The sequence below is a fragment of the Providencia rettgeri genome (assembly GCF_041075285.1).
Classification (GTDB): Bacteria; Pseudomonadota; Gammaproteobacteria; order Enterobacterales; family Enterobacteriaceae; genus Providencia; species Providencia rettgeri_G.
In genome coordinates this window covers 1908475-1924379 of sequence record NZ_CP163512.1, presented here as the reverse complement: position 1 = coordinate 1924379, position 15905 = coordinate 1908475, and the positions used below count along the sequence as shown (strand labels likewise).

The 15905-nt window shown below is 42.6% G+C and carries 16 protein-coding genes; 9 read left to right on the top strand and 7 right to left on the bottom strand.

Translation table 11 applies throughout. From position 1 onward, the window contains the following. Positions 1 to 149 precede the first annotated feature (149 nt). The 6 genes from dalD (at position 150) to AB6N04_RS08730 (ending at position 8725) form a co-directional block, all read left to right on the top strand. A complete protein-coding gene (gene dalD / locus AB6N04_RS08755; protein WP_369311490.1) occupies positions 150 to 1538 on the top strand; it encodes a D-arabinitol 4-dehydrogenase in 1389 nt (462 codons plus the stop codon). Between the two features lie 11 nt (positions 1539 to 1549). After that, positions 1550 to 3019 (top strand): xylulokinase, encoded by a 1470-nt coding sequence (gene xylB, locus AB6N04_RS08750; protein ID WP_369311489.1) that lies wholly within the window; start codon positions 1550 to 1552, stop codon positions 3017 to 3019. Positions 3020 to 3107: 88 nt separating this feature from the next. Further along, positions 3108 to 4397: an MFS transporter gene (locus AB6N04_RS08745; RefSeq protein WP_369311488.1), complete on the top strand. Its 1290-nt coding sequence runs from the start codon at positions 3108 to 3110 to the stop codon at positions 4395 to 4397. A gap of 614 nt (positions 4398 to 5011) precedes the next feature. Continuing rightward, positions 5012 to 6247: a hypothetical protein gene (locus AB6N04_RS08740; RefSeq protein WP_369311487.1), complete on the top strand. Its 1236-nt coding sequence runs from the start codon at positions 5012 to 5014 to the stop codon at positions 6245 to 6247. Positions 6248 to 6253: 6 nt separating this feature from the next. Continuing rightward, the gene (locus AB6N04_RS08735) at positions 6254 to 7489 is read left to right on the top strand and encodes a Zn-dependent hydrolase (RefSeq protein ID WP_369311486.1); all 1236 of its coding nucleotides are present in this window, start codon (positions 6254 to 6256) and stop codon (positions 7487 to 7489) included. 51 nt (positions 7490 to 7540) lie between these two features. After that, the gene (locus tag AB6N04_RS08730) at positions 7541 to 8725 is read left to right on the top strand and encodes an amidohydrolase (protein WP_369311485.1); all 1185 of its coding nucleotides are present in this window, start codon (positions 7541 to 7543) and stop codon (positions 8723 to 8725) included. Positions 8726 to 8984: 259 nt separating this feature from the next. On the opposite strand, the gene AB6N04_RS08725 is transcribed toward AB6N04_RS08730, so the two are convergent. Both AB6N04_RS08725 and AB6N04_RS08720 read right to left on the bottom strand, forming a co-directional pair. Further along, positions 8985 to 9161, bottom strand: a complete 177-nt coding sequence (locus AB6N04_RS08725) for a DUF2526 family protein (protein WP_369311484.1) — start codon at positions 9159 to 9161, stop codon at positions 8985 to 8987. A 79-nt stretch (positions 9162 to 9240) separates the two neighbouring features. Beyond that, the gene (locus AB6N04_RS08720; protein WP_369311483.1) at positions 9241 to 9801 is read right to left on the bottom strand and encodes a helix-turn-helix domain-containing protein; all 561 of its coding nucleotides are present in this window, start codon (positions 9799 to 9801) and stop codon (positions 9241 to 9243) included. 81 nt (positions 9802 to 9882) lie between these two features. Between AB6N04_RS08720 and AB6N04_RS08715 the strand changes: the two genes are divergently transcribed. Then, entirely contained in the window at positions 9883 to 10551 is a 669-nt protein-coding gene (locus AB6N04_RS08715; protein WP_369311482.1) for an AzlC family ABC transporter permease, read from the top strand. A gap of 2 nt (positions 10552 to 10553) precedes the next feature. Further along, a complete protein-coding gene (locus AB6N04_RS08710) occupies positions 10554 to 10871 on the top strand; it encodes an AzlD domain-containing protein (protein ID WP_369311481.1) in 318 nt (105 codons plus the stop codon). 29 nt (positions 10872 to 10900) lie between these two features. Here the strand turns inward: AB6N04_RS08710 and AB6N04_RS08705 are convergent, their stop codons facing one another. Further along, positions 10901 to 11089, bottom strand: a complete 189-nt coding sequence (locus AB6N04_RS08705; protein ID WP_206083985.1) for a YegP family protein — start codon at positions 11087 to 11089, stop codon at positions 10901 to 10903. Between the two features lie 287 nt (positions 11090 to 11376). Continuing rightward, the gene (locus AB6N04_RS08700; protein ID WP_369311480.1) at positions 11377 to 11685 is read right to left on the bottom strand and encodes a hypothetical protein; all 309 of its coding nucleotides are present in this window, start codon (positions 11683 to 11685) and stop codon (positions 11377 to 11379) included. Between the two features lie 274 nt (positions 11686 to 11959). On the opposite strand from AB6N04_RS08700, the gene AB6N04_RS08695 reads away from it, so the two are divergent. Beyond that, on the top strand, positions 11960 to 12964 hold the full coding sequence (locus AB6N04_RS08695; protein ID WP_369311479.1) for a luciferase-like monooxygenase: 1005 nt from the start codon (positions 11960 to 11962) through the stop codon (positions 12962 to 12964). 92 nt (positions 12965 to 13056) lie between these two features. Here AB6N04_RS08695 and AB6N04_RS08690 read toward each other — a convergent pair whose 3' ends face one another. The 3 genes from AB6N04_RS08690 to AB6N04_RS08680 form a co-directional block, all read right to left on the bottom strand. Beyond that, complete coding sequence (locus AB6N04_RS08690) at positions 13057 to 13443, bottom strand: YkgJ family cysteine cluster protein (RefSeq protein ID WP_369311478.1); 387 nt, start codon at positions 13441 to 13443, stop codon at positions 13057 to 13059. 297 nt (positions 13444 to 13740) lie between these two features. Then, complete coding sequence (locus tag AB6N04_RS08685) at positions 13741 to 15132, bottom strand: L-cystine transporter (RefSeq protein ID WP_369311477.1); 1392 nt, start codon at positions 15130 to 15132, stop codon at positions 13741 to 13743. A gap of 180 nt (positions 15133 to 15312) precedes the next feature. Continuing rightward, positions 15313 to 15888, bottom strand: a complete 576-nt coding sequence (locus tag AB6N04_RS08680; RefSeq protein WP_369311476.1) for a metal-dependent hydrolase — start codon at positions 15886 to 15888, stop codon at positions 15313 to 15315. Positions 15889 to 15905 lie beyond the last annotated feature (17 nt).

Below are 15905 nucleotides of genomic sequence, written 5' to 3'. Positions count from 1 at the left end.
TGTAATTCTGGGCAATTGCTTATTAAAAGGGCAAAAGTCATTACTGTGACCATTATCGCAGTAATTTTCGCGAGATTGAAACTAAAATATAACAAACGGGCATATGCCCATAAAAATGGCAAATATTTATTTTAAGTTAAGGAGTCACAATGCTAAAGCAGAAATCCGTATGGATGCACATTGGTGCAGGATCATTCCATCGTGCTCATCAAGCTTGGTATTTACACCGCTTAATTGCACAGGGCGATGACAGTTGGTCTATTGCGTTAGGTAATATTCGTGCTGATGCGAATGCATTGCTTGATAACTTAGCGAAACAAAATGGGGAATATACCCTTGAAACCGTTTCACCAGAGGGTGAACGTCAATACGAAAAAATGACCTCTGTGCGTAAAATTTTGCATTGGGATGAAAATTTAAGTCAACTTATTGAACAAGGGTGTGATAAAGCCACGCGCGTGATAGCTTTTACGGTCACTGAAGCAGGATATTACTTAACGCCACAGCATGAACTCGATATCCAACAACCGGATATCAAAGCTGATTTATCAGGGAAAATGACCACTATTTATGGGGCATTAACCGCTATCTTACGTGCGCGACTCACGGCTCACGGGGAAGCCGTCACTTTATTAAACTGTGACAACTTGCGCCATAACGGTGAACGTTTTCGCCATGGTTTTTTATCCTTTTTACAGCGAAAAGGTGAAAATGAACTCTATCAATGGGTGAAAGAACACACGCGTTCGCCGAATACCATGGTAGATAGAATCACACCTCGTCCAACACCTGATGTTGCAGAACGGGTAAAACAACACACAGGTTGGGACGATAAAGCGCCCGTGATGGGGGAAGCTTTTATTCAGTGGGTGATTGAAGATGACTTTATTAATGGGCGTCCTGCATTGGAAAATGTGGATGTGGAAATGGTGGAGTCTGTTCTGCCGTGGGAAGAAGCGAAAATTCGTATTTTGAATGCAAGTCACAGTTGTATTGCTTGGGCTGGGACATTAATTGGTTTGAATTATATCGACGACAGCACCCGTGAACTACCTATCAAACAGATGGCATGGAATTATGTGACGCAAGATGTGATCCCCTCATTGTCACCAAGTCCGTTGGATTTAGCACAGTATCGGGATGTCGTACTCGAACGTTTTAGCAACCCTTACATTAAAGATACGAACCAACGTGTTGCTGCAGATGGTTTATCAAAAATCCCTGGATTTATCACACCGACACTGCAAGAGTGCTATCAACGCAATCAAGCGCCTGAGGCAACGGCGGTATTACCCGCGCTGTTTTTCGTTTATTTGCAGCGCTGGGCGAAGGGCGAATTGCCTTATGAGTACCAAGATGGTGTGTTAGATGTGGAATATTACCAAAATATGCTGAATTCATCGGATGCATTAACACAATTTGTGTCAAGCGAGATGTTATTTGGTTCGCTTGCCCATTCGCCAGAATTCCATCAATTAATGTGTAAAACTGTCGCCAACATTGAAAATTGGCTGAAATCGAAGCAGCAATCGCTGTAAGGAGAAAGGCAATGTACCTTGGAATTGACCTTGGCACCTCTGAGCTCAAAGCTGTTTTGATTAACGGGCAAGGGGAAATTATTGCTTCAAGCCATATGGCATTGACGGTGCAGCGACCGCATCCTCAGTGGGCGGAACAATCCCCTGATAGCTGGTGGGAAGCGACTAACGCGGCTGTGGCAACGTTAAAGCACAAAGCGCCTGAAGCTTGGGCTGCCGTGAAAGGGATTGGTCTATCGGGGCAAATGCATGGTGCAGTTTTGTTGGATAAGCAAAACCAAGTGTTGCGCGATTGTATTTTGTGGAATGACACCCGCAGCGCTAAAGAGTGCGCATGGTTGATGGAACAGCATCAAGAATTTTTGACGGTTGGCGCTAACTTGGTAATGCCGGGTTTCACCGCACCAAAGTTATTGTGGGTCGCGAGGCATGAACCTCAAATTTTTAGTGAAATCGGCAAGGTACTGTTACCTAAGGATTACTTACGCTGGAAAATGACGGGGCAGTTTGTCAGTGAGATGTCTGACGCATCGGGGACATTGTGGCTTGATGTGGCGAAACGTGATTGGTCTGATGAATTGTTATCAGCCACAAATTTAACGCGTGAACAAATGCCTTCTTTAGTTGAAGGTGCCGAAATCAGTGGTGTATTACGGGCAGACTTAGCCTCACATTGGGGATTAAGTGCGGATGTCATTATTGCAGGTGGAGGTGGTGATAATGCGGCTTCAGCCGTCGGTGTTGGGGCAATTTATGAAGGGGATGCTTTGATTTCGTTGGGTACTTCTGGGGTGATTTTTGTGGTGAATAACCAGCTCCAAGCCGACCCTCAACATGGTGTGCATGCTTTTGCACATGCCTTACCCAACCGTTGGCATCAAATGAGTGTGATGCTCAGTGCAGCAAACTGTTTGCGTTGGGTCTGCCAGCTATTGTCGACGACTGAAAACCAACTGATGGATGAAGTAGGGCAACTCACGGACGAACAGAAAAAACGTGCACCTATTTTTTTACCCTATCTTTCAGGAGAAAGAACACCGCATAATGACCCATATGCGACAGGTTCTTTTTTTGCCCTGCGTAATGAAACGACACGCGCAGAATTGGGTTACGCCGTCATTGAAGGCGTCACCTTTGCCTTAGCCGATGGCATGGAAGTATTACAACAAACAGGCACCAAGATGCCACGTTGCAGTCTAACAGGTGGCGGTGCTCGTAGCCCTATTTGGGCACAATTAATTGCGGATGTTATTAATGTACCGATTGTAACCCATCCCGCGAGCTCTTCTGGCGCACTTGGTGCAGCACGCCTTGCATGGCTAGCTGATGGAGGCAATGTGGATATGGTGTGCCAGAAACCTGACACGCTGAACACTTATCTTCCTCAGCCTACTCATCAACCGATACTCAATCAACGGCTTGAGGTATTCCGTTTACTGTATCAGCAACAAAAACAAGCAAGAGAATTAATGCCGCAATAGGCCGAAAAGGCGGTATTCCCTACCTACCGCCTTTATCGCTCTCTCTTGGTAATCGATCAAAATAACAATATAAAATGAGGAAACTGCAATGGAACAACAGCAGTATTGGCTAGGTTTACCTAAGCATTTGTTCTGGGGGTTTATTGCTATCGCTATTTTTATGAGTGGTGATGGCTTTGAAATGGCGTTTTTATCGAAACATATTACGGATTTAGGTTTTACACCAGCGCAATCCGCGATGGTGTTCACGGTTTATGGTTTAATGGCCGCAGTGGCGGCTTGGGCCTCAGGTGTTGTCGCTGAAATTATTACACCATTAAAAGCCATGATGATCGGTTTTGTTTTATGGATTGTGATGCACACATTCTTTATGGCTTTCGGCTTAGGTATGAAAAGCTACAGCATGATGTTGCTGTTTTATGGTATCCGAGGTTTAGCTTACCCGCTGTTTATTTATTCCTTTATGATGATGCTGGTGCAGGTTATTCCCAGAGCTCACCTTGCGGCGGCCACTGGCTGGTTCTGGGCGATGTACTCTGTGGGAATTGGCGTCATAGGGAGCTATTTACCGAGTTTCTCTATCCCAATGATGGGGGAGACGGGGACACTCTGGATGGCGATTGGTTGGGTGGCAATTGGCGGTATAATAGCTTACTTTAGCTTACGTCATATCCCAGTTGATCGCTCGAAAGTCGATTTGCCAATGAAAGATAAAATGGCGGAGCTATCACGTGCAGCGACGATTTTATTTACCAATAAAGATATCTTTATGGCAAGTCTGATCCGCATTATCAATACCATTTCATTATTTGGTTTTGCGATTATTATGCCTCTGTTATTTGTTGATCGTTTAGGCTTTACGATTTCTGAGTGGCTACAAATCTGGGCAGTGTTCTTCTTTGTGACGATTTTTACCAATATATTTTGGGGAATAGTGGGGGAACATATTGGCTGGATCCGCCAAGTCAGATGGTTTGGTTGTTTAGGTATGGCTGTTTCAAGTCTGCTGTTTTATTACTTACCGGTTTATTTTGGCCACAATTTCGCTATTGCCCTGATCCCTGCCATTTTACTGGGTATCTTTGTTGCTGCTTTTGTGCCAATGACAGCGGTATTCCCGAGTATTGAGCCACACCATAAAGGTGCCGCTGTTTCGATTTATAACTTATCTGCGGGGTTAAGTAACTTCGCCGCCCCTGCGGTGGCGAGTTTGGTCTTGCCGTTTTTCGATATTGTTGGCGTTGTTTGGGCGTATACTGGGCTCTACATTTTTGCGGGGGTACTGACGTTTTTGATTAAAGTACCTCAGCCAGGTTTTGAAAATAACCGCAAAATGAGATCAGCTAAAATGCTTGGTGAGCAGCAAACCAATAACTAGACTTATGTTTATATTAAACCCATAAATACTGCGTGATTTATGGGTTTTTACTTTTCTGTCAATAATTCTGTACATGAATAAAGGGCTATCTGCCTTTATTCTTTCTAATTGTAGGAAAATAGGGTAATAATAAAATTAAGTAGAATATTTTATTTAAATATAAATATAGACCAAATTTATCATGTATTTTCGTGTCTGCTCGCGTGAATTATTGAAAATGTTTTCCTATGCAATAGAATATAATTTCAAAGATTAAAAAATAAGCTAAAGTAAATCCAACTTTTATTTTACTCTATTAGGCTATTTTATATTGTTTGTGAGGGTTGTTAATAAAAGAATACTTATGCCTAATTGATATACTCCATAATAATTCACTTCATAATAAGTTCTCTGCCTTTATTCCTATCTGATTTAATCCTGTTCAGTTATCTATACATCTGTATTTTCAATGTTATGATGAATTTTGTTGCGCTTTTGTATGTTGGTAGCGAAATACTCTTTATATTGGTGATTTATCACTCATGATTAAGCTGTAAATTAGTGATTAACTAATATTAAAAGCTTCTAATACTAAAAAAATAAACAAATAAAAAGATATACGCGGGGAAAAAGTTATGTCGCAGATGTTAGCTCTGTTTTTGATAGTCGGAATATTATATATCGGGGATGCCGTTGCAGTACGAACCAAAGCTTGGATCCCGTCCGTTTTTGTGTGTGCGGTATTATTTTTGTTAGGGTATTGGACTATCTTCCCGAAAGATATCGTCAGTATTGCTGGTATCCCACAGGTTGTTGCCGTTGCCTTAATGTATTTATTAATTACCAATATGGGGACCTTGTTATCCCTGAAAGAGTTATTACGCCAATGGAAAACCATTCTTATTTCATTGGCTGGTATTTTAGGCATCATTCTTCTCACCTTTATTATCGGTGTTGCATTGTTTGATATGAATACCGTATTAGTTGCTGTTCCTCCATTAGTGGGCGGTATTGTTTCCTCATTAATTATGTCAAAAGGTGCTGCGGAGGCGGGACTGCTAGATCTCTCTGTTTTCGCCATCTTAATTTATGTTATGCAAGGATTTGCGGGTTATCCATTAACGGCAGTGATGCTGAAAAAAGAAGGGCGTCGCGTACTTGAAAAATATCGCAATGGACAGTGGGAAGAAACACTCTCTGTTGACAACCCAAAAGAAGGTGCAAAAGAAGTCGACGTGAAAAAAGTGGTATCAGAAGATGAAATGCCGCGGATGTTTAAAAAAATTCCTAACCATTATAACACGAGTTATTTCAAATTCTTACGTTTAGCTGCTGTGGGATATTTGGCGTACTTAGCCTCATCTTATGCTGCGCCTTACGTTAATATCAGTCCGTTTGTTCTGTGCTTATTGTTTGGGGTGATCGCGTCATCGTTAGGTTTCTTGGAAAGACAACCATTACAGAAAGCCAATGGGTTTGGTTTTGCGATTATGGCATTAATGTTATTTATTTTTGATACGCTCAATCATGCAACGCCTGATATGTTATTGCGCCTTGTCTATCCCATGGTGGTCTTAATCAGTGCGGCAGTGTTTGGGATGTACCTTGCATCATGGGTAGTTGGCAAAATGTTGGGGGTAACTAAAGAGATGGCGTTTGCGGTGGCGTTAACCGCATTGTATGGCTTTCCAGCAGATTACATTATTACTAACGAAGCGATTAACGCGCTGACGAAAGACGAAAAAGAGCGTCAAATTTTAACCAGCCATATGTTAGGACCAATGTTAGTCGGTGGCTTTATTTCAGTCACCATGGTTTCCGTTGTACTCGCGGGTATTATGGTTGCTTATATTGTGCCAGTTGCAGGGTAAATGATTATGGAAACAAGTGCATCAAGAATTCAACGCCATTTAGAACAATTGGCAGAATATACCGCGACACCCGGCCAAGGGACGACGCGTATGAGTTATAGCGAACAAGATAAACAGGCGCGCCAATATTTAAAACAGCAAATGACCGCCCTCGGTTTGCAGGTTCGCGAAGACACGATAGGTAATATTTATGGTCGACTAGAAGGCCAGCAAGCGGATTTGCCAGCGGTGATTATTGGTTCACATTTTGACTCAGTGCCCCATGGTGGAGCATTTGATGGCCCTGCGGGGATAGTGACTGGGTTAGATGTGGTTGCTCGTATTCGTGAACAAAACCTAACACCAAAGTATCCACTGGAAGTGATTGCGTTAGTCGAAGAGGAAGGCACCAGTTTTGGTCGTGGTTTAATGGCATCTAGTGTGATTACGGGGTTGATCGGGACCAAAGAGCTATATCAGCTTAAAGACCGACAAGGTATTAGCGCAGCACAGCGGATGGCGGCGGCTGGTTTTAATGCGGACAAAGCGGCTGATGCCGTTTTAGATGCGAAAAAAGTCAAAGCTTTCCTTGAGTTGCATATTGAACAAGGCCCAGTGCTTGAGCAGGCTAATGAAGATGTCGGTATCGTAGAAACCATCGTAGGTATCAGTCAGTTAGAAATTAAATTAACAGGCAAAGCGGGACATGCAGGTACGACACCGATGAATATGCGTGCAGATGCTTTAGTGTGTGCATCACATATTATCAGCCAAATTCCAGAGCTGGCGAACGCGGCGGGGGATAATACGGTTGCAACAGTTGGGCGGCTAAACGTTTTACCGAATGGCGCGAATGTTATTCCGAGTGAAGTGATATTCAGTGTCGATATTCGTTCAAAAAATGATGCTGCATTACGTAAGGTTATCGCACAAATCATTGAGCTGACAGAAAAAACCAGTGAACCCGCAGGGATTGCGAGCGATATTATTCAACCGCTTTATGTTCAGCCGACAGAGTTAGACAATCAGATCATTGGGTTAATGCAACAACATGCCAGTGAGCAAAAGTTAAAATTTAGAACCATGGTTAGTGGTGCAGGCCATGACACCATGATTTTTGCGGGGATCACACAGACTGGCTTGATTTTTGTGCCTAGCCGTAATGGATTAAGTCATCACCCAGATGAATGGACAGATTATGCGCAAATTGCTCGGGGAGCTGATGTGATGTTCGCTACGGTTAAGTCACTCATTGAATGTTAAAGATTAAGAAAAACACCAAAGTACAGTATTGAAAAGGGTAAAGGTAGAAAAATGATCAATTCAACAATTACAGCAGCAATCAAAAAATATACACCAGAGATGATTGCTTTTCGTCGTGATCTACATGCTCACCCTGAATTGCCATTTGAAGAAGTGCGAACAACACAGCGTATTGCCGAAGAGTTAGATAAAATCGGTGTGGAATATCGACTCACCGAACCAACGGGGGTGATTGCTGAAATTAAAGGGGGAAAACCGGGAAAAACGGTCGCATTACGTGCAGATATTGACGCATTACCTGTTTTGGAACTGAATGATTCTTTAGAGTATAAGTCAACGGTTGAAGGCAAAATGCATGCCTGTGGTCATGATGCGCACACCGCCATGTTATTAACGGCGGCAAAAGCGTTGGTTGAAGTGAAACAGGAATTGGCAGGTAATGTGCGCTTGATTTTCCAACCCGCAGAAGAGATTGCCCAAGGTGCATTGGCGATGATCAAGCAAGGGGCAATTGAAAATGTTGATAACGTATTTGGCATGCATATTTGGACGACAACACCTTCAGGGAAAGTTTCATGCAATGTCGGAGGGAGCTTTGCTTCAGCCGATTTATTAAAAGTCTCTTTCAAAGGGCGTGGGGGGCATGGTTCGATGCCAGAAGCAACGATTGATGCGGCGGTTGTTGCGTCTGCCTTTGTGATGAATTTACAAGCGATTGTTTCCCGCGAAACCTCTTCATTAGATTCTGCCGTTGTGACAATTGGTAAAATGGATGTCGGTACACGCTTTAATGTGATCGCGGAAAATGCAGTGCTGGATGGTACGGTTCGTTGCTTTGATATCGCGACCCGTGACCGTATTGAAGCTGCGATCCGCCGTTATGCTGAGCATACTGCTGCCATTTATGGTGCGACGGCGCAGGTTGACTATATCTATGGTACGCTGCCGGTGATCAATGAAGAGCGAAGTGCGTTACTGGCGCAATCCATCATTGCCGAAGCTTTTGGTGAGCAAGCATTGATCACTGAACGACCCACTCCGGGCGGGGAAGATTTCAGTTTCTATATTGAAAATATCCCCGGTTGTTTTGCGTTGCTAGGCACTGGAAATGCAGAAAAAGACACACAGTGGGCACATCACCACGGATGCTTTAACATTGATGAAGATACCATGGTGACTGGGGCAGAGTTACATGCACAATATGCATGGGCCTACTTACAACAATCTGATTTTTAATAATAATTCATGCTAGTGGCTACACTGTAGTCACTAGAGTTTGTTGTATTTTTATCTAATCAATACTGTTTTAGGCAAGCGCCACGCAATGTAGCATCAAATAAGTGATGTGTTTTAATCGAACCCGTGGAGCAGCGTTTAGGCACAATAGTTGATTCAAATCGTCGTCAGCCAGCACGACGGATACATTTATCCTTTTTTAGGATTGTTTTTTGGCCTTTGGGAGCGATAAATAATCAGCAGGAACCATCAACATCCCCTAAACATTGTGATGGGTAAAAATAGCGTCTCTTAAGCGTTGTTGTTGTTCGAAACGTTGCGCTTGATTAAGCTGCTCATCATGGGAAAGCTGCATAAGCATTTCATTCATATTATGAACTGAATTTTCATCAAGTAGTAAATCGACTTTTTTAATAATTTCATCATAGTGGGACATAGGCACGACCTCCAATGGTTTTACTTTAATATTTACTTGGCTTAATCATAACGCAAAATATCTTTGACTGGTTATGCCATTAGTTCTGTTTATCGATGATCATGACTGCCATCGTATTAGGCTCTAATGCTCGCATAACATGGGGTTCATCACCGGGGTAGTGGATATAATCACCAACAGCTAACTCAACAGGGTTATCCAATGGGCCAACTAAGGCGCGACCTGCGGTAATAATAATATGTTCACTGACACCACGCATGTGAGGCTCGGAAATACGATCACGTCCCGGTTGTGCAATCACAGTGTAAATGTCTCGGCGGGAATCATCAGGGGCGGACGATAGTAAAAAGGCTAAGTAATTCGCATGTTCGGCACTGACGGGGGTGGCTTCACCATGGCGAATAACAGTCACAGTATCTTGTTTTTCTTCGATTAAACGAGCAAAGGGTATATCTAAGGCGACACAAATCGCCCACAATGTTTCAATACTTGGGTTACCACTACCCGATTCTAATTGGGAAAGCGTGGATTTGGCGATGCCTGCTTTACGCGATAATTCAGAAAGTGATAACCCACTTTTTTGCCGTTCGCGAGCCAGCGCTTTTGAGATAAGTTCAATGGGAGGCGTGGGTAAATTCAATTTTCATATCCTATTTAGATTGCACTTTGCCATCGCGATCAACATAATGAACAAACGTATTATATATCGAACGGTTTAGGGATGCTAACTTCAACTATCTTTTCTACTCTTAATAATAGCACAGTGAAAAATATTGCTCTCGTGTGTCTTGCTGACTTAATTGTGGGTATTTCTTACGGTGCGCTAGCGCATTCTCAGGGCTTTGATTTCTGGGTGCCTTTAACATTATCCATTTTAGTGCTGGCAGGTGCCTCGGAGTTTTTATTTATCGGTGTGATCTTTACCGGGGGAAGCCCTATTTCTGCTGCTCTTGCCGGGCTGTTGGTGAATTCCCGTCATATCCCATTTAGCTTTGCGGTAGGGGATCTGACGGGCAAAGGAGCGAAAGCAGTGCTGGGCTATCATATTATGAATGATGAAAGTGTCGTTTTTGGTCTTGCACAAGAAACAGAGAAAGAAAAACGTGCGGCATTCTGGTTATGTGGGGTGGGGATCCTGCTTTGTTGGCCGACTGGCGTGATAATTGGCGAGGTGCTTGGAAGCTTTGTCAGCGACACGCATATTCTTGGTATGGACGCGATGTTCCCCGCTATTATTTTGGCGCTTTCATTACCTGCGTTAACGGACAAACGATTGAGAATCACCGCGATCATCGGGGCTATTATTGCGGTGTTAACCACACCGTATCTACCCGCAGGGATCCCTGTTTTGCTCGCATTATTGAGCTTAGTTTTTTATATAAGGAAATAATCATGATGGATAATCCGTGGCTGATTTTCAGTGGTATCGTAATATTAGCGGTTGGTACCTATCTTATGCGAGCCTCAGGGGCATTGTTGAAAGGGCGGGTGGAACTTACTGAAAACAGTAAAGCATTATTTTCGGCGGCGGCAATTGTGATTTTATTTTCTGTTGCGACCACATCGACGTTATTTTCAGGGGATACGTTTTCGGATTGGCCTAAGGTAGTTGGTGTATTGGTTGCGGGTATTCTGACTTGGTATAAAAAACCGTTTATCTTAATCGTGTTATCGGCTGCGGTAGTGACGGCATTATTGCGCTTGATTTAAAAATTGCCCCTATCAATAGGGGCAATGAACTAAACGGTTAAGTCTTTAATGGTCTCTGACGAACCGTTTTTTTGCACAGATGCAATCCCTTTTAGTGCGGATTGTTTAGAGGCATACATCTCACTGGTAGCAATAATTTCATGATTTGCAGCTTTTAATACGAAGTAATAAGGCTGAGCCACATCTTTCGTGGATTTTTTCAATTCATAATAGCCCATGGTAAGCTCCAGATTTCAAATCAAACCGAATAAGTAGTGAAGGAAGTCAGTAGAAAATTCTACTTAAATAAAGATTAGCTGCTTTTAGGGATTATGACTAGTGAAGGAAAAGCATTTAGGAGAAACCACAAAAAAAGCCTCTGATAAGCAGAGGCAATCGTAGGATATATAGAACTCTTTATTGTCCATACAACATATCTGTATCTAATTGATTAAGCTATTTGATTTTGCTTATCAATCAAAAAGGTTTCACCGATATCATCACCAACACTAATCAGTGTTACCTTTTATTGCGCGGCAGGTGCATTAACCGGTTTTGGTGCTGGCATATTATTACTATTTGAAAATTCAGGTACTTCCATGACTACAACTTTCACGACATAGCGTTTACCCTCTTCAATTTTAGGGGCATTATTCGCCAATTTTTTAACTGTTTCATTCGGTGTCGTGGTTTGTTCTGCAACGCTATACACCATATTATGATGATTACCCATATGTTGGCGTGGTAAAGGACCATTCCCCACATTGGCTGCGGTAGCGGCAAATCCCACTGACATTAACGCTAAAGCGAATAATCCGGCATGTAATTTTTTCATTTTCATCTCCTCTGTATGGTTGATAAAGCTATCATTTATCAAATTTTTTGGCGGCTCAATCGCTTTTACTTCCCTTGACTGAAGCTTCATAATTACTGCACTTTTTATTCACGCTTAATTCATAATCTAGGTAAAACAGTAAGTTAGTAAACGAAAACTGACATTTTATTCCAGATGTGCTAATGATTATTTCAGTTATGGCGTCTTAGTACACGATCGACTAGGATGGATAATTAGGTTGTATATCCACAAAATCCTAACAAAGTGAGCGTGTATGTCAGATAAAAAAATCCCTCTTTCGTTGCTTGATCTTGCCCCGATCACTCAAGGGTCAACAGCAAAAGAGGCTTTTTCGCATTCTCTTGATCTTGCTAAATTGGCAGAAAAGCTAGGCTATCACCGTTATTGGCTTGCAGAGCACCATAATATGATAGGGATTGCGAGTGCGGCGACATCAGTCTTAATTGGCTACTTGGCCGCGAATACTCAATCATTGCGACTTGGTTCAGGTGGGGTGATGTTACCGAACCATTCCCCTTTAGTGATTGCAGAGCAATTTGGAACACTCAATACGCTTTATCCAGAACGTATTGATTTGGGAATAGGGCGTGCGCCGGGAAGTAATCAACAAACCATGCAAGCACTGCGCCGCCATATGAACACAGATATTGACAATTTTCCACAAGATGTTGCCCAAATAGTCAACTGGTTTGATGCAACCAACCCTGATCCGGCGGTTCGTCCGGTTCCTGGATTTGGTGAAAAAATTCCCGTTTGGTTACTTGGCTCAAGCCTTTATAGTGCCACCCTTGCTGCAAAATTAGGCCTACCTTTTGCTTTTGCCTCACATTTTGCGCCGGATTTATTATTGCAAGCACTTGAGGTTTATCGTACCAACTTCCAACCATCGCAAAGACTCTCCCAACCTTATGCAATGGTATGCATTAATATTATTGCCGCAGATACGCAACGTGAAGCTGAGTTTTTATTTACCTCTATGCAACAAGCGTTTGTGATGTTGCGCCGTGGTCTAACATCTCAGCTACCGCCACCTGTTGAAAGCATGGCTAATCTTTGGTCACCAGCAGAAGAATATGGCGTCCAGCAAGCGCTAGGGATGTCGCTGGTGGGGGATAAGTCGAAAATTCGTCACGGACTAGAAACGATTTTACGTCAAACGCAAGCGGATGAAATCATGGTTAATGGGCAAATTTTTGATCATCTATCGCGGCTACATTCATTTGAACTGGCTATGCAGGTTATGAATGAATTAAGCTAAATTATTTTAAAGAAAGCTAATTGCAAGGAAGCAAGGGGGATTTAATAAAACAGTAAAGAGATAACCCAGAAAAGCTCTGGGTCATTGACGGGTTAGCAAGCGATTTGCGGTTGATGTGGTTCTAATGGTGGCAATCCATGAGCGGCACGTGCGCGGTCGCAGGCTTCATTATAGATACCATTTTGCCAAGACTGCTCAAACTCACGACAAGGCGTTGGTCTTTGAGCGTAAATTGAGCAAGACACACATTGCCCTATCGTGCCTTTTAGCGCAGTACAGCGCGTATTTTGCTTTTGGTTGGTGCCGTGCATACAACTCATAAAAGGTGTGATTTGCTCGGTTAAATGCTCAGGTACAACGCCGCCGCCATTTTCTGCTTCTGCCCAATAAAAGGAGACACGAAAATAGGCGCAACAAGCACCGCAGCTTACACAAGGATTATCGGAAGCATCGGTTTTTAGAATATGAATATTTGACATAACAAAACCAGATATTGATGTTGGAAATACCCCGTAGAGTTCGGGTTGACGCAACACAAGCAGGAAGCTCAAGAAAACGTTGCTCAGATTTTATTATCTGATGTAAATCCAGTGAATTGCAATAGCTTATAGCAGAAAAAACTGGCTTAAATCTCTATTTCTAATTTAAATAAAATTAAACGGCAATTTTTAGTCATAAAAAAACCTGCCATGTAGGCAGGTTTCAGACTGCTGACAAACATAACATGTTTGGCGGCAGGTTGGATAGGTTTTTCAACTAAAAGGCAACTTAAGGGATTAAACGTGTTTTAATTCAGCATCATCATCTTGATTAAACACAGCTTTATCTGTTTCACCCATCAATTGGCTAGTGACTGTACCTGCGGTCATTGAACCGCTTACGTTCAGGGCAGTACGACCCATATCAATCAATGGCTCAACTGAAATCAATAAAGCAACCAAGGTAACAGGTAAGCCCATGGCAGGCAGTACGATTAGCGCGGCAAATGTTGCGCCACCGCCGACACCTGCGACACCTGCTGAACTCACCGTGACAATACCGACTAATGTTGCAATCCACAGTGGATCGAATGGATTAATTCCCATCGTTGGTGCCACCATTACGGCTAACATTGCAGGGTAAATACCTGCACAACCATTTTGGCCAATAGTTGCACCAAATGATGCTGAGAAACTGGCAATCGATTCAGGAATACCGAAACGGCGTGTTTGGGTTTCAATATTCAGCGGAATACTTGCAGCGCTTGAACGGCTGGTAAAGGCGAATGTCAGTACCGGACCTGCTTTTTTAAAGAATTTAATCGGGTTTAAGCCGGTTGTTGCGACAAAAATACCGTGGACAATAAACATGATACCGAGAGCCACGTAAGATGCGATAACAAATGTGCCTAAGTTAATAATATCGTGAAGATTAGAGCTTGCGACCACTTTGATCATTAGCGCCATGACGCCATAAGGCGTTAAACGCATTACCAACCGAACTAATTTCATAGCCCAAGCTTGCATAACATCAATTGCGGCTAATGCTTTTTCGCCGCGCTCTTTATCATCTTTAAACAGTTGTAATGCAGCTACTCCTAAGAAAGCGGCAAAAATAACAACACTAATGATTGATGTTGGGTTTGCTCCCGTTAAATCGGCAAATGGATTCTTAGGAATAAACGATAAGATCAATTGTGGCACGGTTAAGTCAGAAACTTTACCAATGTAGTTGGTTTCGATGGCATTTAAGCGCGCGGTTTCCGACTGACCTTGTACGAGACCTTCGGCGGTCAGACCAAATAAGTTGGCAATTAAAATACCGACTAAAGCGGCAATTGCGGTCGTTAACAGTAATGTGCCAATTGTTAAGAAACTAATTTTACCGAGTGAAGAGGCTTTATGCAGTCTTGCAACCGCACTTAAAATGGAGGCGAAAACTAATGGCATGATCACCATTTGTAATAGCTGCACATAACCATTACCAACAATGTTAAACCACAGAATGGAGTCTTTTACTGTCTGGTGACCACTACCATAAACCAAGTGCAGCACGACACCATAAGCGACACCGAAGACTAGACCGACTAACACTTTTTTTGACAGGCTCCAGCCTTTCGTTCCCAGTTTTGCTAACAGTATCAGCAGTGCTACAAAAACGAGCACATTAATAATTAGAGGAATATTCATTCCGAACTCCAAATTGTTTTTTATATGGTATGTAACTAGCCCTTTAATCCTTATTGGTTATAAGGATTTAGCTGTTTCTAACAACTGGTTATATGGTATCAATAGAAAAAACACATTTCTTATATCAAATAGTAATAAGATAGTGCTATTCATACTTACATTATATTACAAAACTGAAGATTATGTAGGGAAGTGTGTATCTAGCTGATTTTTAATATATTTTATTGTGATTTCTATTTGGGTATAAAAATCAAATTGATACCCGGTAGGTAACAGACAGGCACAAACCGTCAAAACGACCGCAATAAAACGTTCACCACGTTTGCTATTTTTCCCACGAATAACCGGAAAACAGAAACGTTGAGGTAATGGCCATAAAAAAGGCACACCGGATGGTGTTAGCATATCCGCGATTAAATGGCTTAAATAACCCAATAAAAACGCCTGAATAAGATCAGTCGGAATTGACCATTGCGGGGGTATCCACTGATAACATGACAGCATTAATAGTAACCATGCGAGTAAACTATGGGTAAAACCGCGATGACCACATAACTTAGAAATAGGCAGCGAAAAAATGCGTAGCAGCCGACCGGGCAACGAAGACGGATGATCAATATCAGGCAATAAAGCACCTAACAACGCGCCAGGCACCAAGTGCAGCCAATCACCTTGAGCAAGCTCAGGGGTAACTTGGAGTTTATGGGCCATTATCAAAGAGGCGACGGAAAAAAGCAGATGCCCTTCAGCGGTCATGGTGGATAAAATACCAT